Here is a 21,323-nt window from a genome sequence, read left to right on the forward strand (position 1 = left end):
CCTCTGGCTCCTCCGATTCTGTTGGTTCCATTGTCGGAGTGTCGGAGTGTCGGATTCAGATTCTGCGCAGGACGGTCACGACCTTCCCCATAATCGTCGCGTCCGTGCCGTCGATTGGGGAATAGGCGGGATTGTGTGGCATCAGCCAGACGTGTCCCTTGTCCCGGCGCAGCGTTTTGACGGTGGCCTCATCATCGAGAAGCGCCGCGACGATGTCGCCGTTGTCGGCGGTCGACTGCTCACGGACGACGACGAAGTCGCCGTCGCATATGGCCGCATCGATCATGGAATCCCCGTGTACTTCAAGCATGAACAGCGTCCCCGTTCCGGTGAGGCGCTCGGGAAGACGCATGACGTCCTCGATGTGCTGCTCGGCGGTGATCGGGGTCCCCGCGGCGATGCGACCGACCAGAGGGATGTCATGCGACTCCCGAATCGCAGAGTCGTCATCCGATTCCATCGACGGGAACGGGATGATCGCTGACGGCCGCGCGTGGTCGTCGTCGGCGTCGTTGCGGTCGGCGGCGTCGGGGGAGGGGGATTCCGGACGGGCGGAATCGTCTTCGGCGGAGCGGACGAGTTCGATGGCTCGACCCTTGTTGGCGTTCATTCGGATGTATCCGTAACGCTGGAGTACCTCAAGCTGATGCTTCACGGATGATGTGCTTTTCAGGCCGACGATGGAGCCGATCTCACGGAAGGACGGGGCGAATCCCTTTGATGCGACGTGCGTGCGTATGGCGTCCCACACGAGCTGCTGCCGTTCGCTCAGCGGCTCGCGTTCAGCGGATGTCGATCTGGTTCCCGAGCCGCGGGCTGATGGCGGTTCGGCGACTGGTTCGGCTGCGGATGGGTCGCAGGGGTCGGATGAGTGCTGTGGGGTGAAGGGGACGGTGCTCACCGTGATCTCCTTTCGGGGGCTTGTAGACAGCATAACGTGAGAATCCTGTGAAATCAAACATCTGTTCGAAGGTGCCCTTGCGGGAGTCGAACGGATGTGCGATAGTAGGAACATCTGTTCTATAGAACAAATGTTCGAAGGAGGGCGTCATGGTGGTGTCGTCGACGAAGCGGTTGGGCGGATTGACGCGTGGGCGGACGGTTGGTGATCTTTTCACGGATGTTCTTGTCGCGGCGTGTGGTTCGCATTCGAAACCCGTGGAATCCAGAGGCGCGGCGCCCGCCTCTGTTGGTGATGGTCGGAGTTTCGTGTCCGGTGGGAACGTCCGTGTCGCCGGCGTTGGGCGTGCCGATAACGCTGAAGATGATTGTGGATTGGACGATCGGCGGATCTATCAACGGGACGATCGGTGGAACGATCATGGTGCCGTTGAACGGATTGTGCGGACGTCCACCCAAGGCTCTCGACACATATCCCGTCGTCGTGCCGTGGCGATGGTGATGGCGATGATCGCGGTTATCGCGGTGGGGGTTTCGCTGGTGCTGCCTCAACGCGCGAATTCGGCTCCGGGGTCCGTGGCGGTGACCAGCACGGTCGTCCGGCCGGGGGACACGTGGTGGTCCTATGCGGAGCCTCTCACGCCCGCCGGTGACGACGTGTCGGTCACCGTCGATCGTTTGATGACGCTGAACCATGAGTCCGACCCGACGCTGGTTCCAGGGCAGAAGATTGTCCTTCCCGCCGATGCGACCTCGTGGTGACGTGCGGCGCTGCGCAGGATATGCCGCGGGCATGATGTTGATGAGGAATACGGCGAGGAATGCGGCGTGTCGAATGACGTGCGCGTGGCAGTTTCCCATGAGGGGAGTCCCATATGGCTATTCTTGGGGGTATGCATTGTCCTTTTTGCCAAAACACAGACACCAAAGTCATTGATACGCGAATAAGCGATGACGGTCATTCCATTCGTCGGCGAAGGGAATGCCCCTCTTGTGGTCGTCGTTTCACCACGTTGGAGACGACCACGCTTCTGGTGATGAAGCGATCGGGAAACATCGAGCCCTTCGAAAGGGACAAGGTCATCTCCGGCGTGCGCAAGGCGTGCCAGGGAAGGCCGATCAACGAGGATGATCTCAAGGCTCTGGGGCAGAGGGTCGAGGAGGATCTCCGGTCGCGGGGGCTGGCGCAGGTCCGTTCCGAGGACGTCGGAAAGGCCATCCTCGGGCCGCTGAGGGATCTTGACGAGGTCGCGTATCTGCGTTTCGCCAGCGTCTACAAGAATTTCGAGGGTCTTGAGGATTTTCAGAAGGCCATCGACGGTCTGCGGGCAGAACGCGGCTGACGCCTCGTCGTCCGCGGATCGGCGATAACCGACGCGCGTGACGATAACCGACGCGCGTCAGGTCGCGCCACGGTCTCGCCCGGAATGCGACATCCCCTCCTGCCTCTGGAGAGGGGCCGGGAGGAGATGTCAGGGGATACCACAGTCGGGAATGCTGTCCGCATATTATCGGTCCCGACGGCGGCGGGTGCCTGCTGTCGGGACCGACCGCTTCCGACTTGCTTCCGACTTCAGACGGGTTTCTGAGGGTATTGCCGGTCGAGATTCCTGGTCGAGTCCCTAGAGATCGATGATCCTCATGCGGATGGTTCCATGAACGTCCCGAAGGGCCTGAAGCGCCTTCTGCGTGGGCATCTGGGAAACGTCGGTGACCACGTAGCCCAGATCGCCCTCCGTGGAGAGGGACTGTGCCGTCACGTTGATGTTCTCGGCTCCGAGTATCTGGTTGACCTGAGCCAGCATTCCCGGGAGGTTCACATGCAGATGAGCGATGCGGGCCTCACCGGTTCCCGCCCTGAGCGTCATCTGCGGCATGTTGACCGACATGGTCGTCGACGCGCGGAACCAGTAGTCAAGAAGCCTCTGGGACACGAAATGCCCGATGGACTCCTGCGCCTCCAGTGTCGACCCGCCGATATGGGGCGTCAGGATCATGTTGTCTTCGTCGGCGAGGGGAGTGATGAAGCTGTCCCCGCTTTTCTTGGGCTCGGTCGGGAACACGTCCACCGCGGCTCCGGAAAGGTGTCCGGAATCAAGATGCCGCTTCAGTGCATCCAGATCGGCGACGAATCCACGGGAGAGATTGATGAAGATGGCATCCTGCTTCATGTGGGCGAACTGGTCCTCGCCGAAGAACCCCACATTGGACTTCCGCCCGTCGACGTGCAGAGACACGGCGTCGGACTGCTCCAGCAGCGCGTTGAGGGTGGACATCCGCTGTGCGTTGCCCATGGCAAGCTTCTCCTCGAGATCGTAGAACACGACATGCATGCCCATGGCCTCGGCCAGCACGGACAGCTGCGAGCCGATGTTCCCGTAGCCGACGATCCCGAGGGTTTTGCCGCGAACCTCATGCGAACCCTTGGCGCTTTTGTCCCAAAGGCCGTGCTTGAGATGATGGGTGTGCGCCGGAATCCTACGCATAAGGCAGACGATGTCGCTGATGACCAGCTCGACAACCGAGCGCGTGTTGGAATACGGGGCATTGAACACGGCTATGCCCTTCTGGCCGGCGTGCTCCAGATCGACCTGGTTGGTTCCGATGCAGAAGCATCCCACTGCGGTTAGCCCGGGGCGGGCATCCATGACCCTCGCGGTGACGGTGGTCTTCGATCGGACGCCCAGAACATCGACTCCGTCAAGGGCCTCGATGAGCTCGTCCTCGGCGAGAGCGCCGGATCGGGTCTCCACCTCGAACCCATGGTCACGCAACGATTGGGCCGCGAAGGGATGGATATTCTCCAACAACAATGCTTTGGGCATCTTTTCCACCTTAGATCTCTGAAGACTTCGCATCGTCCCTGGTCCGGGCGATGACCAATCGCTGCGTTGGTCGTGTCATGGCCACGTACAGATCAGCCGCCGCCGTGAGACGCGAGGGCGCCGACTGCTCGATCTCCCCTGGTTCCACAACCACCACCGCATCATATTCCAGCCCCTTAACAGAGCCGACCGAGCACAGGGACACCTGCTCGTCCCATGACGGCTGATGAGTGAGTCTGTCGTACTCCTGCGTGGACAGATGGGAGCGCAGGGCGGCGTCGATCGCGCCGCGAAGATCGTCCCTCCATGAATCGGGGGCGATAACCGCCACGCGGCCCGTTCCGTCGGACGCGACGTACCGGGACGCCAGATCGAGCACCGTGTCACTGACGACGTGGACAAGCTCGTCATGCCCATTCGCCATGAGACGCGAGACGGAATCGGGCATCTCGCGAACGGCCTTCACGGTGGACACATAGAGTCCCGAGCGCGAGGCGAACCGTGACGCCAGATCCGAAACCTCCTGCGGATTGCGGTAGTTGATCGTCAGCTCGCGTTGGTCCCAGCCCTGCGGACCGAACACCGCGTTCATCGTCGAATCCCATGAATGGGTCCCGCCAAGGGCCGAGGTCTGGGCCACGTCGCCCACGATGGTGAATGAGCGTGATGGACAGCGCCGGACGAGCATGCGCCAGTCCATCGCGGTGAGTTCCTGGGCCTCGTCGACGACGATATGGCCGTATGTCCAGGACCTGTCTGATCCGGCGCGCATCGAGAGACTGTCGTCGTCATCCTGCGTCATGTGATCCGCAAGCATGGAGGCGCTGACGATTCCCGATCCGATTCCTGCCTGCGACAGCGTGTCCTTGGCGAATCGGATCTCCTCGTCCTTGCGGGCCTGCGCCTTTCGGCGGCGGTCCTCCTCCATGGGATCGGGGCCCAGAAGCTCGAACGCCTCATCGAGAAGGGGGATGTCGGATCGCGTGAACGCCGAGCCTTTGGGACGCGTCAGCATCGAGACCTCGTCATCCGTGAGCCAGGGGGCGAATCGTCGCAGCTGCGCCGGCTTGGCGAGCATCTGGTCGATCAGCCATGGGGCCGTCATGGGAAGCCACGCGAGATTCAGGGCATGACGCAGCTCGTCGTTGAGCATCAGCTGGGATTCGACGTCGTCGAGCTCGTCGCGTTCCGGCGTGTAGTCGACGCTTTCGATGTACCTCGTCCTCAGCGTCGACATCATCGTGCGCAGGAAGGTGCCGCGCGCCTTGTTGTGCGGTTTGCGTGTTCCATGCGCGGTCGCCAGGGCATGGTCCACGTCGGCGGCGAGGAGGGGGACGTCGATCCCGTTGACCCGTGTCGTCGGCAGAGTGGAGGGGATTCGCTCGCGGGCCTTCACGGCGTTGGCCACGGCCGTGGCCATGCGTGCCTGGCCTTTGATCCGCGCGACGTGGGGGGAATCCACCGCGGTCGCGTCGATTCCGGGAATCAGATCGTCGATGGTTCGGCTGACGACGCCCGTCTCTCCCAATGAGGGGAGGACCTGATCGATGTAGTGGAGGAACTCCTGACTGGGCCCGACGATAAGGACGCCCGAGTGTCCCAGGCGGCGGCGGTGGGTGTACAGCAGAAAGGCCGCGCGGTGGAGGGCGACGGCGGTTTTCCCGGTACCGGGTCCGCCCTGGACGACCAGCGCTCCGGGCAGGGGGGCGCGGATGATGCGGTCCTGCTCGCCTTGGATGGTCGCCACGATGTCGGTCATCCGCCCCGTGCGCCGTTGTCCCAGGGATGCCAGAAGGGCCCCTTCGCCGGTCAGCGTTCCCGACTGGGCGGCCCTGTCGACCTCCGTGGACGCCATGTCGAGGACCTCGTCCTCGATGCTGACCACGTCGCGGAATCGGAGTGTCAGATGCCGCCTCATCGCGATGTCCCCATGATGCGAGGGCGTCGCCTCATAGAAGGGGCGTGCCGCCTCGGCCCGCCAATCCATGAGAAGGGGTTTGTGGTCGGCGTCCGAAAGCCCGATGCGACCGATGTAGTGACGTTGTCCGTCGAGCCTGTCCAGGCGGCCGAAGACGAGTCGGTCCTCCACCGCGCGAAGCTGCATGAGCCTGTCCTCGTACATCGTGGCGAAGGAGTCCCGTTCCGTGCGTTGGGTGGGAGATCCGTGCGATCCCGCCGCACGAACGTCGGCCAGACGGGATTTCGTCTGCTCCCTCACGTCGTCCAGCCTCTCGTACAGATGAGTGACGACCCGTTGTTCCGCGTGAAGTTGTGAGGAGTAGCTCGACATACCGGTCCATTCGTGTGCTGGAAAATCTCAGGCACTATAGTCTACCGTCACCCCTCTACCCGTTTGCGGGTTCCGTTTATGCGTTCCTCGTGCGCCTTTTCCCATGTGATCTCCCGCGTGTGATCTCCCGCGTGTGTTCCCTTGCTCGTGCGTTCCCCGCGTGATCCCCTGTGCGTTTCCTGGTGCATCACCCTGTGTGTTTCCCGGTGCATCACCCTGTGCGCTCACCTTGTGCGCTCGCTCCCGTGGGTGTCTTCATTCGTGCGGTGTCGCCGGCTTCGCGGTGTCGTCGTCCGCGCGGTGTTTCCGACCGTCCGTGGCGACGCGGTGGTGATGAAATCGGCAGAACCATATAAAAGTGGGGGAATATGGTGATGAGTGGGGTAAAGTGGTGAATCGGCTAACGCTTGGTGTGCGATGGGCCACGACTCATAACGGATTTCGGCGAAGGAGGTGACCACGATGGATCCGACCGATGACGGGACCGAGATCAACGTCTCCTCCGGGAATGAATCCGGCTCCATCGCGATGCCTCCGCTGCTTCTGGGAACGTACACGCCGAAAATCGACGCCAAGGGTCGCGTCGCCCTTCCCTCCAAGCTCCGTGGCCAGCTCGGATCCGGCATGGTGATGGCCAGGGGGCAGGAGAGGTGCGTGTATCTGCTTCCCCAGGCGGAGTTCCGCCGCATAGCGATGCGCATCCAGCGCACATCCATGGGCAACAAGGCCGCGCGCGACTACCTGCGCGTGTTCCTGTCGGGGGCGGTCGATCAGGAGCCCGACAAGCAGGGACGAATCCTTGTGCCGCCGATGCTGCGCGACTACGCGGGGCTTGCGGACGACATCGTCGTCATCGGCGTGGGCACCCGGGCGGAGATATGGAACAGGGCCTCCTGGGAGTCGTATCTCAGCGATAAGGAACAGGGCTATTCCGACATCGCCGATGACGTCCTTCCGGCGGTGGACTTCTGATGCGCGGGGAAAAGGCATTGAGCGAGGAAAAGGCGTTGAGCGGGAATACGGCGTCGGGCGGAAAAACGGCGTCGGAAGAAGCAGTGCGTGGCGCGACGGGCGGGAACCCGGGGGCGATCCATCAGCCGGTTCTGCTCGACGACTGCGTGGATCTGGTCGTCCCCGCCCTGGACCATCCCGGATCCGTGGTCGTGGACTGCACGCTGGGTCTCGCCGGCCATGCCGTGGCGTTTCTCAAGGCCGCCCCATCCTCCACCCTCATCGGAATCGACCGTGACGGGGAGGCTCTGGGCATGGCGACGCGTCGCATGGAACAGGAGGGGCTGGCGGACCGCTTCGTCCCCGTCCATGCCGCCTTCGACGATTTCTCCACCGTGCTGTCCGACAGGGGCATCGACAAGGTCGACGCGGTGTTCATGGATCTGGGGCTGTCCAGCCTGCAGATCGATGAGACCGAACGGGGTTTCTCGTACTCGCATGACGCGCCCTTGGACATGCGCATGGATCCCGCGCAGTCGCTCGACGCGCGGATGGTGCTGGCCACGTATTCGGCGCGGGATCTCGAGCGCGTCTTCCGCGCCTACGGGGAGGAGCGGTTCTCCCGCCAGATCGCCGAGGCGGTCGTCGCCATGCGCGTGGACGAGCCGTTGACGATGTCCACGCAGCTCACCCGTCTGGTGGACCGCGTCGTGCCACGGTCGCATCGTCCCGCCGGCAATCCCGCCAAGAAGGTCTTCCAGGCGCTGCGGATCGAGGTCAACGGCGAGCTGGACAAGCTGGCCGCCACGCTGCCGCAGATCGCACTGCATCTGGCCGTTGGAGGCCGGCTGGTAGTCGAGTCCTACCACTCGTTGGAGGATCGCACCGTCAAATCCTTCATGTCCCACGGACTCGTCGTCGATGCTCCGGCTGACCTTCCCATCATCCCCGATGATGCGCGCCCCTTCTTCCGGGCTCTGACGCGCGGGGCGATGAAGGCGGACGAGGCGGAGATCGCCCACAATCCGCGATCGGCCTCGGTCCGGCTGCGCGGCGTCGAACTGGTCCGGCCCCTTCCGAAGCGATGGGTCGCCCGATGGGAGGATTCCGCACGATCCCCGGGGGAGGATCGCAAGAAAAGGTCGCTGACGCGACAGGACCGGCCACAAGCCGGTAATCGTTCACCACACAGAGAGACAAGGAGGCGATGATGGCAGCCACACAACGCAGCATCCGCTCCCATGCGGCGCCCGCCGGCCCCGACCGGGACGCCGGGCATTCGCAGACCAGACCACAGCTTGCCGTCGTCCGTCGTCACAACGCGACGGACGCCATGGTCGAGGGGATGCATCGGATCGCGTCTTGGACGCGCGCCCGCAGCGCGCCGATGATCCATGTCGTCATCGCCGTGATCTTCCTTGTAGCCTCGCTTGTCGGTTCGCTGCTGTTCCGCACCAAGATGATCGAGAACTCGTTCGAGCAATCCCAGGTCGAAAGCAGCATCTTCACGTTGACGCAGGACATCCAGGCGGACCAGTCCCGTCTGGATGATCTGGAGACGTCTCTTCCGCAGAAGGCGGAGAAGATGGGCATGGTCCCCGCGCAGAAATCGATATCCGTCGATCTCAATGGATACAAGGTTCCGGATACGGATGGGAGCAAGTGATGCGCAATGGCGTCGACCGGACAATGAAGGCCATGGCCAGGCGGGTCATCGTCGTCGGAGTGGTTCTGGCCATTCTCGCGTTGGCCTGCCTGGGCAGACTGGTCTCCATCCAGCTTCTGGAGGGGAAAAGCATTGCCCAGGCCGCGACTGCGAGCCGGACGCTTCCCGTCACGATAAGCGCCAACCGCGGACGCATCCTCGACCGCAACGGCACGGTTCTGGCCTCCAGCGCCGAACGCTATACGGTGGTCGCCAATCCCGAGGCGGTCGCGACGTTCGAGCCCGTCACCTGCACCACCAAGACGAAGAGCTACTGCCATGAGATCGACGGCAAGCCCGTGGGAGTGACGGGGGCCGCCGCCGTCGCCAGACTGGTGGCTCCCATCCTCAAGATGAACGCCATGAAGCTGGGCGCCATCATGTCGGTGTCCGGGCAGTACGCCGTCCTGAAGAAGGACGTGACGCCCCAGGTCATGCGGGAGCTCGACGCGCTGAATCTGGGCGGATACATCTATGGCGAGCTGAGCAGCGACAGGCTCTACAGCTCCGGAACCATGGCCGGAGCGCTTATCGGCGGGGTCAACGACGACGGCGACGGCGTCGGCGGCATCGAGCTGATGGAGAACAAGACCCTGAACGGCAAGGACGGATACAAGGTCTATCAGCAGGGCAACGGCGGCGAGGAGATCCCCGGAACCGTCACGAAGTCCCGCGACGCCGTCGACGGCAGCGACGTCGAGCTGACGATCGACAGCGACGTCGACTGGTACGTCAAGAAGGTCCTTCAGGATGGGGTGAAGACGTACGAGGCCGATTGGGCCCTGGCCGTCGTGCAGGACGTCTCCACCGGCCAGATCATCGCCCTGGACGACTCCGACAGCATCACGGCCGGAAGCGACACGGCCAAGATGGGCGTGGCCCGGGCCGTGGGAACGACCTTCGAGCCGGGGTCGATCGGCAAGGTGCTGTCCATGTCCGGCATGCTCCAGACCGGGGCACACAAGCTCACCGATAAGTTCACGGTCCCTTGGCGGATCGAGAAGGACGGGCAGACGTATCAGGATGCCGAGGAGCACGCAACCAGCAACTGGACGCTTTCCGGAATCCTCCAGCAATCCTCCAACGTGGGCATGGTCATGGCGGGGGAGAAGTACTCCGACAGCGACCGCTACAAGTTCCTGACCAAGTTCGGGATCGGCCAGTCAAGCGGGATGGGGATTCCCGGAGAGTCCTCCGGAACTCTGACCGGACCCGAGGTATGGGACGGACGAACCCGCAACACCGTGCTCTTCGGGCAGGGCTATGCGACCAACGTCCTCCAGATCACTAACGCGATAGCTGCCATCGCCAACAAGGGCGTGAGGACCCAGCAGTCCATCATCAAGTCGGTTATCTCCCCCGACGGCAAGGTGACGCATCCGACCACGGGCAAGGCGGTTCGCGTCGTCGACGAGGATGTGGCCTCGCAGATGATGGATGCCATGGAATCGGCCGCGGAGCACTACGACCAGTTCGCCAAGGTCGATGGCTACCGCGTCGCGTCCAAAAGCGGCACGGCCGAGGTCGCCGGCAGTGACGGTAAGCTGACGGGTATCGTCGCCGATTGGGCCGGGATCATCCCTGCGGACAACCCGCGTTTCGTGATCACGGTTGTCATCAAGAACCCCCAGGGGATCTATGGCGGGTTGACGGCCGGGCCGCTTTTCAAGCAGATCGGTGAATTCCTTATGCAGAAGTATCAGGTTCCGACGTCGGAGGCCCGCAAAAGTGCTATCCCGGTGGACTGGTAGGTCCGAGGGAAAGCGAATGGGTGACGAAGGGAACGCACGATGGGACTGGTGAACGAGGCGATGTCCAAGCACGTGACGTTGTCCTATCTTGCGGGGCATTACGGCTTCACTCTTGATCCCCCCTCGGCCGGGGGAGTCACGGTCACCGCGCTGACCGATGACGTCGATCAGGTTCGGCCGGGCTCCCTTCTGATTCTGCCCCATGCGCAGGCGGGCGATGTGGAGACCGCCATGACCAGAGGTGCGTACGCCGTCGTTCTGGATGGACGGCGCGACGACGATCACCAGCCGTTCGGCGTGCCCGTTCTCTACGGGAATCCCACCGTGGACGAGATGGGGGCGATGTCCGCCGATCTGGCGGGCTCACCCTCCGATTACCTTGCCGTGTTCGCGGTCGCGGGAAGCGACGCGGACGAGACGCAGGCGACCGTCGTGCGGGTGGCGGGATTCCTTCATATGCTGGGCAATCCGGTCGCCGTGATCAGCGCCGCCGAATCACGCTCGCTGGAGCGTCACCTTCCTCTGCGCCATCCGATTCATGCCCTGGACGTCCAGAACACGCTGGCGATATGCGTCGAGGACGGTGCCTCCGCCGTGGTCATCTCCCTCGATGACAAGACGCTTGCCGAGGGCGCGCTGTGCTCGCTTTCGGTCGATGTGCTCGGTTGCGTCGACGCGGGACGGCAGGGCGTCGATACGGATCGGCTGTCCGCGCGTCTTCGCGATCGGTACGGATTCACGCTGTCCGACGACGCCCAGACGGTGGGGACCACTGTGGAATCCGATGAGCTTGCCGAACAGTCGGGCATGGCTCCGCAGCCAGATGGCCGTCGGCGGCTGTCGCTGGCCATCTCGATGGCTTTGGGCGCGGGAGTGCGTAGAAGCACCGTCCGGAACTCGCTGAAGGTGTCTCGTGAACTGCGCTGACCGCCAGATGGAGACACGAAAAGAGTGTCCGATAACCAAGGAAGGATGTGCGGTGGTGAGGGGAGTCTTGTCATGATGCCGATAAGCGTCGCGCGGCTGTGCCGGGTCGTGGGAGGAAGCATGGTGGGTGACGCGACCGCACCTGATTCCGCCGTGGAACAGGTCGTCACGGATTCGCGGCGTGTCCTCCCCGGTACCGTTTTCGTGGCCATCAAGGGCGAGCGGGTCGATGGGCACGATTTTCTGGACTCCGCCGCGCGGGATGGAGCGGTGGCCGCCATCGTCGACCACGAGGTGGCGGGTGCGGGCATTGCCCAGATAGTCGTTCCCGACACCGTCGAAGCGCTGGGTGACGTCGCCCGGGCCTCCATAGCCCTGAGGCGTGACGCGGAGGGCGACTTCACCGTCATCGGCATTACGGGGTCGGTCGGGAAGACGACCACGAAGGACATGCTGAACGCGGTTCTGTCGACGGTGGGGGAGACCGTGGCACCCGTCGGATCGTTCAACAACGAGATCGGACTTCCTCTGACGGCGCTGCGGGTCGGCCCCTGCACGCGTTTCCTGATCGCCGAGATGGGCGCCAACCACGGTGGCGAGATCGCGCATCTGACGAGTATCGTCCCTCCCGATATCAGCGTGGTCCTCAAGGTCGGCGTGGCCCATCTGGGAGAGTTCGGCTCGGTCGAGCGCATCGCGCAGGCAAAGAGCGAGATCGTCAGGGGGCTGGTGGACGGAGGAACCGCGGTGCTGAACGCAGGCGACTCGCACGTCGCGGCGATGGCCGCGATCGCTCCGGGTGATGTCCTGTGGTTCCGTGATCCCGATGATCCCGATTGCTCCGCCGTCTGCGATGATCCCGCTGGCTCGGATGATCCCGGCGATGGCCGATCCACGCTTCTGTCGGCGACCGATGTGCGCCTCGACGGGCATGACCGCCCGTCCTTCACCCTTGACGATGGCGTGGTGCAGGCGAGGGTCCGGCTGGCCATCCCCGGACGGCACAACGTCGTCAACGCCCTTGCCGCGGCGACGGTCGCTCGGCACGTGGGCGTGGGCGTGGACCGGATCGCGGCAGCGCTGTCCGGCGTCGAACATATCAGTCCCCACCGCATGGCCGTCTCGCGCGTGGTCCGCGACGGCGCGGAATTCACCCTTATCGACGACTCCTTCAACGCGAATCCCGATTCCATGATGGCCGGACTTGACGGTCTTGCCCGGTGGGGGGACGGGCCGTCGTCCGGGCCTTCGTCATATGAGTCTTCGTCATATGAGTCTTCGTCGTCCGGGCCTTCGTCGTCCGAGTCCCCGTCGTGCGAACCATACCGGATAGCCGTTCTGGGGGCGATGCTTGAGCTGGGCGCCGACGAGGACGCACTCCACCGTTCGATCGGCCGATATGCCGTGTCCTGCGGCGCCGACGCCGTGATCGCCGTGGGAAACGGTGATGGTGACGGGCATCTGGCGGATCTGGCGGGGTGCCTTGCCCAGGGTGCCCGCGAGGCCGTGGGGGACGATGAAACCGCCGGACGGCACGGAGACGTTCGCGTCGCCGTGGCCGAGGACTCCGCGCAGGCCGATATCATGGTCATGCGCCTCGTGCGCGGACATCCGGGGTCGGTGGTTCTGCTCAAGGGGTCTCATGCTTCGGGACTGAGCGCGCTGGCGTCCTCGTGGACGGTCCCCGGGACGGGCCATGATACCGGAAGGCCATGAGCCATATGCGATATGGTCGCCGGATCGGGATCAGGATCCGGAATGCAGGGACCGAGCGGAATGCAGGGACCGAGAGAGAGAAACGGGGTTGACGACATGATTTCGTTGATCATAGGGATTGTGGTGTCATTGCTGGTGGTCATTCTCGGCACGCCGCTTCTGATCAGGCTGGTTCACCGGCTGCATTACGGGCAGTACATCCGTCAGGACGGTCCTCGGTCGCATCAGGTCAAGCGCGGCACGCCGACCATGGGCGGCGTCGTCATCAATCTCGCCATCGTTCTTGGATGGGCGAGCTCGGCTTTGTACCGTTACCTCACCGCCGGCCGGACGCCCTCATGGTCGGCCATCCTGGTGCTTTTCGCCATGGTGTCGATGGGACTGCTGGGATTCATCGACGATTTCGCCAAGGTTCGCAAAAAACAGAATCTTGGATTGTCGGTGCGGGCCAAGTTCATCGGGCAGTTCGTCTTCGCGACGATATACGCGGTTCTGGCCCTGAGGATGCCGACGAAGTCCGGCTTCGCCAGCGCGCAGTCGGGAATGAGCTTCATCGAGACGCCGTTCCTCAGCTTCGAGGGCGCCGGCCGTGTCGCCTCGATCGTCATCTTCATCCTCTGGGTCAATTTCCTGATGACGGCGTGGACGAATGCCGTCAACCTCAGCGATGGGCTCGATGGGCTGGCGTCGGGATCGTCGATGATCGCCTTCGCGGGCTACGGTCTGATCGCGTTCTGGGAGAGCTACCACATCAAAGGCGCCGGACGGCCGGGATTCGCCTATGCTGTGTCGGATCCGCTTGATCTGAGCATCATCGCGGTGTGCGCAGCGGTGGCGTGCTTCGGATTCCTGTGGTTCAACTCCAATCCGGCGACGATTTTCATGGGTGATACCGGATCGCTGGCGCTGGGCGGGCTGTTCGCCGCCCTGTCGATCGCGACGCATACCGAGTTCCTCGCGCTGATCGTGGGCGGGCTTTTCGTGATGGAGGCGCTGTCCGACGTCGTTCAGGTGGGCTTCTTCAAGGCCACGCACCGCCGGGTGTTCAGGATGGCCCCCATCCATCATCATTTCGAACTTCTGGGATGGAGCGAGTCCAAGGTCGTCGTGAGGTTCTGGATGATCGAGCTGATGTTCGTGCTGATCGGTTTGATGGTCTTCTATGGTGACTGGGCGGGCCGCTCCGGTCTGCTGGTGTGAGCCGCGGCCGCGGCGACGATGCCTCATCGGGCTATGCGTGGAAAGGATGGCGTCATGGATGTCACAGGGAAAACCGTTGTGGTGGCGGGGCTGGGGGTTTCCGGCCGGAGCGTCGCCGAGGTGCTTCGCGGGCGGGCGGGACGCGTCATCACGGTGGACGAGAAGCGGCCCGAGGCGGATGTCCGCTCCTTCGACGACATCGACTGGACCGATGTCGATCTGGTGATGAGCTCGCCCGTATTCAACCCGCGGACGTCCTTCATCCGCGAGGCCGAGCGTCGCGGGATTCCCGTGGTCAGCGAGGTGGAGATCGCCTGGTGGCTGCGGGTGCCGACGGCGTCGACGGGCGACAGGGCGGGGTGGATCGGCATCACCGGAACGAACGGCAAGACATCCACCACCGAGATGACGTCAGAGATCCTCGGCGCGTGCGGCCTTGACGCCCCGGCGGTGGGCAACATCGGCAAGGCAGTCTCCCATGCCGCGGTGGATCCCAGGCATGACGTCCTGTGCGTTGAGCTGAGCTCCTTCCAGCTGCATTTCACCGATTCCCTGGCTCTGGACTGCGCAGCCATCACAAACATCGCGGCGGATCATCTGGATTGGCATGGAGGCATGGAGAACTACGCCGCGGACAAGGCCAGGGTCTTTCATGGCGTCCGCAGGGCGTTGGTTTACAACGCCGATGATGAGCGGGTCTCGCGTCTGGCGCATGATGCGAGGACCGAGCCCTCATGCCGCTTCGTGGGGTTCACGCTGGGTGCTCCGCAATCCGGGCAGATCGGCGTGCGTGACGGGTGGATCGTCGACAGAAGCGGCGTGGCCGGCGGACCGGTGGGCGAGCCCGTTCCCCTCGCCGAGGTCGCGTCCCTGACCCATCTGTGCGAGCCGGACGGCGGAGTGTATCCGCATCTTCTCGCCGATGGCATGACGGCGCTGGCGCTGGCTCTGGGCTATGGGGCGGATCGCGTGCGTGCGGTCGAGGCGCTGCGCGGATTCACGCCGGGAGGTCACCGCATCCAGACCGTCGCCGTCGCCGGGCGGGGAGAGACGGCGATCAGATTCGTGGACGATTCCAAGGCGACGAACGCCCATGCCGCGGCGGCGTCGTTGGCGAGTTTCCATCCCGGATCGGTTGTCTGGATCGCCGGGGGACTGGCCAAGGGCGCCAGATTCGAGGATCTTGTCCGCAGCCGCCGTTCGGTGATCAGGGCGGTCGTGGTCATCGGCGTCGATCAGGCCCCTATGGAGGAGGCGTTGCGTTCCGAGGCTCCCGACATTCCCGTCACGGTTATCGATCCCACGGAGAACGCCTCCGTCATGCGGCGCGCCGTCGATGCGGCCGGGGAATACGCCCGTGGTGGCGATGTGGTTCTTATGGCGCCCGCATGCGCGTCGATGGATCAGTTCGTGTCATATGCGGATCGTGGAGACCAGTTCGCGGCGGAATCGATGCGATGGGTGAATGCGCATGGGTTCTAGGAAGATATCGCCGCGAAGAATCCTGTCCCGTCGGACAGGCCGGAAGATGGATGCGCCGTCGGACCGGCCGGGCTCCGCGACGCCGCCGCCCGCGTCAGCGCCGATCGAGGACTACCGGGGGATGCGCAGACTCCTTAATCCGCTCTGGTGCTATCACGGCTTCCGGCTTTCCGTCATCACGCTCACCTGCTTCGGCGTGATCATGGTGTTCTCCAGCTCGTCAGTGATCATGGTCTCGGCGGGGTTGTCCCCGTGGCATCAGGCCATCACCCAGTGCGTCTACTGCGTGATCGGAATCGTCGCAGGCGTCGCGGCCATGCACATGCCCGTCGACTGGTACCGGCGCTTCGCCGGAGTGCTGCTGGGGCTGGCCGTCGTCCTGCAGCTCATCACCTTCACCCCTTTGGGGGTTTCGGTCAACGGCAACGCCGGGTGGGTCGGGATCCCGGGGAAATTCACCATGCAACCTGCTGAATTCATGAAGCTCATGCTGTGCATCTGGCTTCCACGCGCCATGCAGCAGGCATCCCAGCGGTTCAAGCGTGATGGGATGGTCGCTTATGTGTGGCCGGCGTTCTTCTTCGGCGTCTGCCTTCTGACGGTTCTTGGCGGCAAGGATGTCGGCACCGCCATGATTCTGGTCATCATCGGGGCCGCGGCCTTTCTGGTGGGCGGATTTCCGCTGCGGTGGCTTCTGGGGATATTCGGCGTTCTGGCTCTGTCCATCGGCGTGATCGTGGTCAGCAGCCCGAATCGTATGAACAGGATCCTCGCCGCCTATCAGAGCTGCACCAACGAGCAGGCGCAGGAGGTCTGCTATCAGGCGATACGGGCGAAATACGCCATGGCATCGGGTGGCTTCTTCGGAGTGGGGATCGGCAACTCCAAGGAGAAATGGAACTATCTTCCCGAGGCCCATAACGATTTCATCTTCGCGATCATCGGCGAGGAGACGGGATTCCTTGGTGCGGCCCTGGTCATTCTTCTTTTCGTGGTGCTGGGATGGTGCCTGATCTGCGTGGCGATGCGCACGCGCGACAGGTACGCGGCCGTCGTCATGGTATGCATCGCCACATGGATCGTGGGTCAGGGGCTGGTTAACATCATGGTCGTCGTGGGCCTTCTTCCGGTCATGGGGGTTCCGCTTCCCTTCGTATCGGCGGGCGGATCGTCGCTGATCATGTGTCTGATGGCGGCGGGAGTGGCCGTCAGCATGATGCGTTCGCAGGATCAGATCAGGGACTACGCCACTGCGCTAAGCTCGTGAACGTGACCGAGGGAAAACAGGCTGAGGGAAAACAGGTGGAGATGGAATCGCAGGTCCATATCGTTCTTGCCGGTGGCGGAACGGCGGGACACGTCAATCCGTTGTTGTCGGTGGGCGACGCGATCAGAACGATGGATCCCACCGCGTCGGTGAGCGTCATCGGCACGGCTCAGGGGCTTGAGAGCGATCTTGTTCCCCGGGCGGGGTACGAGATGGACGTCATCGAGAAGGTTCCTTTTCCCCGCCGGCCCGATGCGTCCATGATGTCCTTCCCCGCGCGATGGCACCATGAGGTGGCCAGGGTGCGTGACATTCTGTCGCGGCGTGGGGCGGATGTGGTTGTCGGCTTCGGGGGGTACGCCTCCGCGCCCGCCTATCGTGCCGCGCACCGCATGGGCATCCCAATGGTGGTGCATGAGCAGAACGCCCGCGCGGGCATGGCCAACAGGCTGGGAGCGCGTTGGGCGGATGTCGTGGCCACGGCATTCGACGAAACGGGGCTTAGGGCGCGTCCCGGGGCAAGGCTTGTGCGCGTCGGGCTTCCGCTGCGCCCCGCCATCGCACGGCTTATCGACTCTCGTGAAAGGGATGCCCGCGTGTCACGGCGTGATTGCGCTCAGGCGTTGGGATTGGATCCGGATCGTCCCATTATCGTCGTGACGGGGGGGGTCGTTGGGTGCGTTGAGCCTCAACGCCGCGGTGTCCAGCGCGGCACGGGAGCTGCTGCGACACACGCAGGTCGTCCATCTCACGGGGCGCGGCAAGGACGTCGAAGTGCGTGATATGGTCGCGCAGAAGGCCGGGGCCGACGTGATCAACGATCTGGGGCCCACTCATGCGGGTATGGGGGATTACCATATCGCGCCCTATCTTGAGCGGATCGATCTGGCCTTCGGATGCGCCGATCTGGTGATCTGCCGTTCCGGAGCGGGCTCGGTGTGCGAGCTGTCCGCATTGGGGGTTCCCGCGGTGTATGTTCCGCTGCCCGTCGGCAACGGGGAGCAGCGCTTCAACGCCGCTCCGGTGGTCGACGCCGGAGGTGGGGTGCTGGTCGATGACCATGATTTCACCACCCGGTGGGTCGCCCGGAACGTGCCCGCGATGCTCGCCGACACCGACGCTCTGGCGAAGGCGGGCCATCAGGCATGGTCGTACGGGATTCGCGACGCCGCGCAGACCATGGCGTCCATCGTCCTGGGTCTGGTCGACTGATCGGATGTGGTCGACGGCCCTGATGGAGAGTCCCGTGGAGAGTCACGTGGGGAGTCCTAAGAGAAGGGGCCATATGACCCCGGGTGAGTTCATACTGGAGAGGCACGAATCCGCAAAGGAGACAGGGATTGTCTGACATCATGAGAACCCGCACAGTGACATTGGATCCTACGGCCGCGGCTTTTCCCGAGGGGTGGCGGGTTTCCGATCTGGGACCGACCCATTTCATCGGCATCGGCGGGGCCGGCATGAGCGTTCTCGCGGAGATGCTCAGCCAGAGCGGAGTCCATGTCAGCGGGTCGGATCGGCAGGCGAGCGAGAAGACGGCGCGTCTTGAGGATGCCGGGATCAGCGTCCATATCGGTCAGGATCCGGAGAACGTCAGGGATGCCGCCGTGGTGGTCTATTCATCCGCCGTCAAGCCCGACAATCCCGAGATCCTCGCTGCGGCCGATCTTTCGGTGCCCATCGTCCATCGCAGCGACATCCTCGATCTGCTGATGAGGGGCAAGCGTTCCGTCACTATCGCGGGAGCGCACGGGAAGACGACCACAAGCTCGCTGATCGCCCACATCCTCCGCTCATCCCGGACGCCGGGTCTCGCCGATCCCGGCTACGCCATCGGAGGGACCATCCAGGGGCCGGACGGCACCACGCTTGATGGGGGACATGCGGGAACGGGGGACGTCCTTGTCGCCGAGGCCGACGAGTCCGACGGAAGCTTTCTCAAATACCATCCCTCCATCGCGGTGATCACCAACGCCGAGGCCGACCATCTCGATCATTACGGAACCGCCGAGGCCTACCATCAGGCGTTCGTGTCCTATGCCGGACATGCCGTCGACCGCCTCGTCATCGGCGTGGACGACGAGGGCGCCCGTGAGGTTCTCGAGAAGCTGGATCAGGCCACGGTGGAACGCACGGTGGTCTACACGACCGCGAACGCGGACGGGCTTGGCGATCTGCGCGGGGCCAGCGTGGTGAGAATCGAATCGGAGACGGAATCCACGGGAAGCGGTCGTGAGCGCTTCACCGTGGTTCTTCCCGAAGGGCTGGTGACGGCGGAGGATCGCGATCGTGGGGACATACGGATTCCGGTCGCATTGTCGATTCCCGGAGTGCACAACGCGAGAAACGCCACGGCGGCGATTATCGTGGCGACTCTTCTGGGTATGGATCCGCGTGCCGCCGCCGCCGCCGCCGAGACGTTCCTTGGCGCGAGCCGGCGCTTCCAGCGGCGTGGAGAGGAGAAGGGCGTTCAGGTCTTCGATGATTACGCGCATCATCCCACCGAGGTGGCGGCGCTTCTCCACGCGGCGAGAAGACGGTTCCCCGACAGTCGCATCCGCGTTCTGTTCCAGCCGCATCTTTTCTCCAGAACCAGGTTCTTCGCGAGTGATTTCGCCCGCGCGCTGTCACTGGCGGACGACGTCATAGTGACGGGGATATTCCCCGCGCGTGAGCGTCAGGAGGATTATCCGGACGTCACGGCCGACACCATAGTCGCGGCAGCACGGGGGATGAAGAATCCGGGCGCGGCGGATCAGGATGTGGTGGTCGCGGACGCGACGGCCTTGGACTCGACGACCTTGGACGCGACGGATCAGGAATCCGCTTCCTCCGATCGTTCTGCGCGTGGGGGACGTTCTGCGCGTGGGGGACGTTCTGCGGCGTGGGGGACGCCCTGTGCGTGGAGGCCGGGAGAGAGACGATTCGGCCGCATGGATTCAGGCCGTCGGGGATATGCACCTCGCGGCTCAGATGATGGCCATGCGTGCCCACAGGGGCGATGTGATCTTCACTGTGGGGGCCGGCGACATCACCGATATGGCTCCGGTGATCATCCATGCCCTTCAGGCGCATCGAGGGACATGCGAGGTGTGACGTATGCCTAGACGTGTGACGGGATCGGCATCATCGCGTGACGATGGGTCGGAGAGGGAGCCGCGGTCGGCGTCGCCCCGACCCGCTCGGGGTCATGCCCGCAGACGCGTCGGATCGGCGCGCGCCTCCGAGGCGGAGCTCCGCGAGTCCGTGAAGGGGTCGTCGTCTGAAGCCCGCAGGGCGTCGAGCCGCGGGAACGATGGCAAGTCCTCCGCCGCAGCTGCGAGGGTCGCGGCGTCGACTCCGATTCCGCAGGCCTCATCCACGGCTCCGGGGCAGTTCGTGGATGCCCGGGGTCTGCCCAGCGAGGATATGGTCGACAGGACGCTCAAGGAGACCAGCGGTCCTCTTGGCGTCGCCATGCGTCCCAAGATCATCGACTTCTCCTCCAGACTCCGCGAACGCAAGCATGCACGGCTGCGGGCGGTGCTGTCACGCGTCGCCATAGGCATCGCTGCTTTGGTCGTTCTTGCGGTGATGCTGTGGACCGTTTTCCTGTCGCCCGTGTTCAGACTGGAGACGGATGACATCACCATCGTGGGAGGCAATGACTGGGTGTCGCGCGAGCAGATCATGGCCATCGCCGACCGGCAGTCCGGGAAATCCCTGTTTCTGGTCTCATCGTCACGAGTCGTGGACGTCTTGAAGGACATTCCCGGCGTGGTGGATGCCTCTGTGGACAAGAAGCTGCCCAATCGGCTCACCGTCACCGTCACCGCGCGCCGTCCCGCGGCGCTGCTGAAGGACTCCCACGGTTCGATGACCGCGGTTGACGGCAAAGGCCGTGTTCTCAACTCGGTCAAGGGCGCGTCGACCAAGGGAATCCCCGTTATCGGGGTCGATGACGTGACGAACGCGTTGGAGCGCAATTCCGTCAAACAGGCCCTGAAGGTCCTTGCGGCGCTTCCGGAATCGTTGCGGACTCGTGTCAGCTCGGTGGAGGCGAAGACGCAGGACTCGATCACCACGACTTTGGATTCGCGGCGGTACACGGTCATCTGGGGGGATTCCTCGGAGATGACGATGAAAACCGCCGTGACGACGAAGCTTCTGGAGAATTCCGACGCGTTGTCGGACTACACGACGATCGACGTGTCGGCGCCGCTGCGCCCCATCGTCCGGTGACTCAGGTGACTCAGGTGACGATGTCCTCCGGATTGCGCTGACAGAATGGTTTTGGCGAGCCCACGGGCGAAGTGGGGATAGAATAAAG

The 21,323-nt window shown here is 63.7% G+C and carries 15 protein-coding genes and 3 pseudogenes; 15 read left to right on the forward strand and 3 right to left on the reverse strand.

Annotated features, from left to right (window positions below):
• Window positions 1–55: 55 nt before the first annotated feature.
• Window positions 56–772, reverse strand: coding sequence for a transcriptional repressor LexA (gene lexA / locus BMIN_RS03320; protein ID WP_476559196.1), 717 nt, complete (start codon window positions 770–772; stop codon window positions 56–58).
• Window positions 773–1,341: 569 nt separating this feature from the next.
• Here lexA and BMIN_RS08535 point away from each other — a divergent pair.
• Window positions 1,342–1,662, forward strand: coding sequence for a LysM peptidoglycan-binding domain-containing protein (locus tag BMIN_RS08535; protein WP_238565603.1), 321 nt, complete (start codon window positions 1,342–1,344; stop codon window positions 1,660–1,662).
• A gap of 131 nt (window positions 1,663–1,793) precedes the next feature.
• The gene (nrdR, locus tag BMIN_RS03335) at window positions 1,794–2,243 is read left to right on the forward strand and encodes a transcriptional regulator NrdR (protein WP_022861097.1); all 450 of its coding nucleotides are present in this window, start codon (window positions 1,794–1,796) and stop codon (window positions 2,241–2,243) included.
• A gap of 279 nt (window positions 2,244–2,522) precedes the next feature.
• On the opposite strand, the gene serA is transcribed toward nrdR, so the two are convergent.
• Together serA and BMIN_RS03345 are read right to left on the reverse strand one after the other, a co-directional pair.
• A complete protein-coding gene (gene serA / locus BMIN_RS03340; RefSeq protein ID WP_022861096.1) occupies window positions 2,523–3,725 on the reverse strand; it encodes a phosphoglycerate dehydrogenase in 1,203 nt (400 codons plus the stop codon).
• A 10-nt stretch (window positions 3,726–3,735) separates the two neighbouring features.
• Entirely contained in the window at window positions 3,736–6,015 is a 2,280-nt protein-coding gene (locus tag BMIN_RS03345; RefSeq protein ID WP_022861095.1) for a HelD family protein, read from the reverse strand.
• Window positions 6,016–6,543: 528 nt separating this feature from the next.
• Here BMIN_RS03345 and mraZ point away from each other — a divergent pair.
• The 13 genes and pseudogenes from mraZ (at window position 6,544) to BMIN_RS03405 (ending at window position 21,235) form a co-directional block, all read left to right on the forward strand.
• Window positions 6,544–6,987: a division/cell wall cluster transcriptional repressor MraZ gene (gene mraZ, locus BMIN_RS03350; protein WP_238565613.1), complete on the forward strand. Its 444-nt coding sequence runs from the start codon at window positions 6,544–6,546 to the stop codon at window positions 6,985–6,987.
• Window positions 6,987–8,177: a 16S rRNA (cytosine(1402)-N(4))-methyltransferase RsmH gene (rsmH, locus tag BMIN_RS03355; protein WP_081647993.1), complete on the forward strand. Its 1,191-nt coding sequence runs from the start codon at window positions 6,987–6,989 to the stop codon at window positions 8,175–8,177. Before mraZ ends, rsmH begins: the two co-directional genes overlap by 1 nt.
• Complete coding sequence (gene ftsL, locus BMIN_RS03360) at window positions 8,174–8,632, forward strand: cell division protein FtsL (RefSeq protein WP_238565604.1); 459 nt, start codon at window positions 8,174–8,176, stop codon at window positions 8,630–8,632. Before rsmH ends, ftsL begins: the two co-directional genes overlap by 4 nt.
• Before the next feature lie 23 nt (window positions 8,633–8,655).
• Window positions 8,656–10,422 carry a peptidoglycan D,D-transpeptidase FtsI family protein gene (locus BMIN_RS03365; protein WP_033395485.1) on the forward strand — a complete coding sequence of 589 codons (1,767 nt, stop codon included), beginning with the start codon at window positions 8,656–8,658 and terminating at the stop codon, window positions 10,420–10,422.
• Between the two features lie 39 nt (window positions 10,423–10,461).
• On the forward strand, window positions 10,462–11,349 hold the full coding sequence (locus BMIN_RS03370; RefSeq protein ID WP_022861090.1) for a hypothetical protein: 888 nt from the start codon (window positions 10,462–10,464) through the stop codon (window positions 11,347–11,349).
• A gap of 72 nt (window positions 11,350–11,421) precedes the next feature.
• Window positions 11,422–13,065 carry a UDP-N-acetylmuramoyl-tripeptide--D-alanyl-D-alanine ligase gene (locus BMIN_RS03375; RefSeq protein WP_022861089.1) on the forward strand — a complete coding sequence of 548 codons (1,644 nt, stop codon included), beginning with the start codon at window positions 11,422–11,424 and terminating at the stop codon, window positions 13,063–13,065.
• Between the two features lie 96 nt (window positions 13,066–13,161).
• A complete protein-coding gene (mraY, locus tag BMIN_RS03380) occupies window positions 13,162–14,265 on the forward strand; it encodes a phospho-N-acetylmuramoyl-pentapeptide-transferase (protein ID WP_026647440.1) in 1,104 nt (367 codons plus the stop codon).
• 54 nt (window positions 14,266–14,319) lie between these two features.
• Entirely contained in the window at window positions 14,320–15,747 is a 1,428-nt protein-coding gene (gene murD, locus BMIN_RS03385; protein ID WP_022861087.1) for a UDP-N-acetylmuramoyl-L-alanine--D-glutamate ligase, read from the forward strand.
• A gap of 46 nt (window positions 15,748–15,793) precedes the next feature.
• Window positions 15,794–17,014: a putative lipid II flippase FtsW gene (gene ftsW, locus BMIN_RS03390; protein ID WP_022861086.1), complete on the forward strand. Its 1,221-nt coding sequence runs from the start codon at window positions 15,794–15,796 to the stop codon at window positions 17,012–17,014.
• A 41-nt stretch (window positions 17,015–17,055) separates the two neighbouring features.
• Window positions 17,056–18,226, forward strand: a pseudogene (locus tag BMIN_RS03395) (UDP-N-acetylglucosamine--N-acetylmuramyl-(pentapeptide) pyrophosphoryl-undecaprenol N-acetylglucosamine transferase).
• Between the two features lie 140 nt (window positions 18,227–18,366).
• Window positions 18,367–19,764 (forward strand): annotated as a pseudogene (gene murC, locus BMIN_RS03400) (UDP-N-acetylmuramate--L-alanine ligase); the annotation flags it as partial.
• Between the two features lie 181 nt (window positions 19,765–19,945).
• A pseudogene (locus BMIN_RS09265) lies at window positions 19,946–20,110 on the forward strand (UDP-N-acetylmuramate--L-alanine ligase); the annotation flags it as partial.
• A gap of 3 nt (window positions 20,111–20,113) precedes the next feature.
• A complete protein-coding gene (locus BMIN_RS03405; RefSeq protein ID WP_152595178.1) occupies window positions 20,114–21,235 on the forward strand; it encodes a cell division protein FtsQ/DivIB in 1,122 nt (373 codons plus the stop codon).
• Window positions 21,236–21,323 lie beyond the last annotated feature (88 nt).

The sequence above is a fragment of the Bifidobacterium minimum genome, assembly GCF_000741645.1.
Classification (GTDB): Bacteria; Actinomycetota; Actinomycetes; order Actinomycetales; family Bifidobacteriaceae; genus Bifidobacterium; species Bifidobacterium minimum.

Excerpts from the sequence above, each read along its gene's own strand:
- BMIN_RS03405 (WP_152595178.1), top strand. The coding sequence starts at position 20,114 with ATGCCTAGACGTGTGACGGGATCGGCATCATCGCGTGACGATGGGTCG.
- ftsW (WP_022861086.1), top strand. The coding sequence starts at position 15,794 with ATGGATGCGCCGTCGGACCGGCCGGGCTCCGCGACGCCGCCGCCCGCG.
- rsmH (WP_081647993.1), top strand. The coding sequence starts at position 6,987 with ATGCGCGGGGAAAAGGCATTGAGCGAGGAAAAGGCGTTGAGCGGGAAT.
- BMIN_RS03375 (WP_022861089.1), top strand. The coding sequence starts at position 11,422 with ATGATGCCGATAAGCGTCGCGCGGCTGTGCCGGGTCGTGGGAGGAAGC.
- murD (WP_022861087.1), top strand. The coding sequence starts at position 14,320 with ATGGATGTCACAGGGAAAACCGTTGTGGTGGCGGGGCTGGGGGTTTCC.
- ftsL (WP_238565604.1), top strand. The coding sequence starts at position 8,174 with ATGATGGCAGCCACACAACGCAGCATCCGCTCCCATGCGGCGCCCGCC.
- nrdR (WP_022861097.1), top strand. The coding sequence starts at position 1,794 with ATGCATTGTCCTTTTTGCCAAAACACAGACACCAAAGTCATTGATACG.
- BMIN_RS03370 (WP_022861090.1), top strand. The coding sequence starts at position 10,462 with ATGGGACTGGTGAACGAGGCGATGTCCAAGCACGTGACGTTGTCCTAT.
- serA (WP_022861096.1), bottom strand. The coding sequence starts at position 3,725 with ATGCCCAAAGCATTGTTGTTGGAGAATATCCATCCCTTCGCGGCCCAA.
- mraY (WP_026647440.1), top strand. The coding sequence starts at position 13,162 with ATGATTTCGTTGATCATAGGGATTGTGGTGTCATTGCTGGTGGTCATT.
- BMIN_RS03365 (WP_033395485.1), top strand. The coding sequence starts at position 8,656 with ATGAAGGCCATGGCCAGGCGGGTCATCGTCGTCGGAGTGGTTCTGGCC.
- BMIN_RS03345 (WP_022861095.1), bottom strand. The coding sequence starts at position 6,015 with ATGTCGAGCTACTCCTCACAACTTCACGCGGAACAACGGGTCGTCACT.
- mraZ (WP_238565613.1), top strand. The coding sequence starts at position 6,544 with ATGCCTCCGCTGCTTCTGGGAACGTACACGCCGAAAATCGACGCCAAG.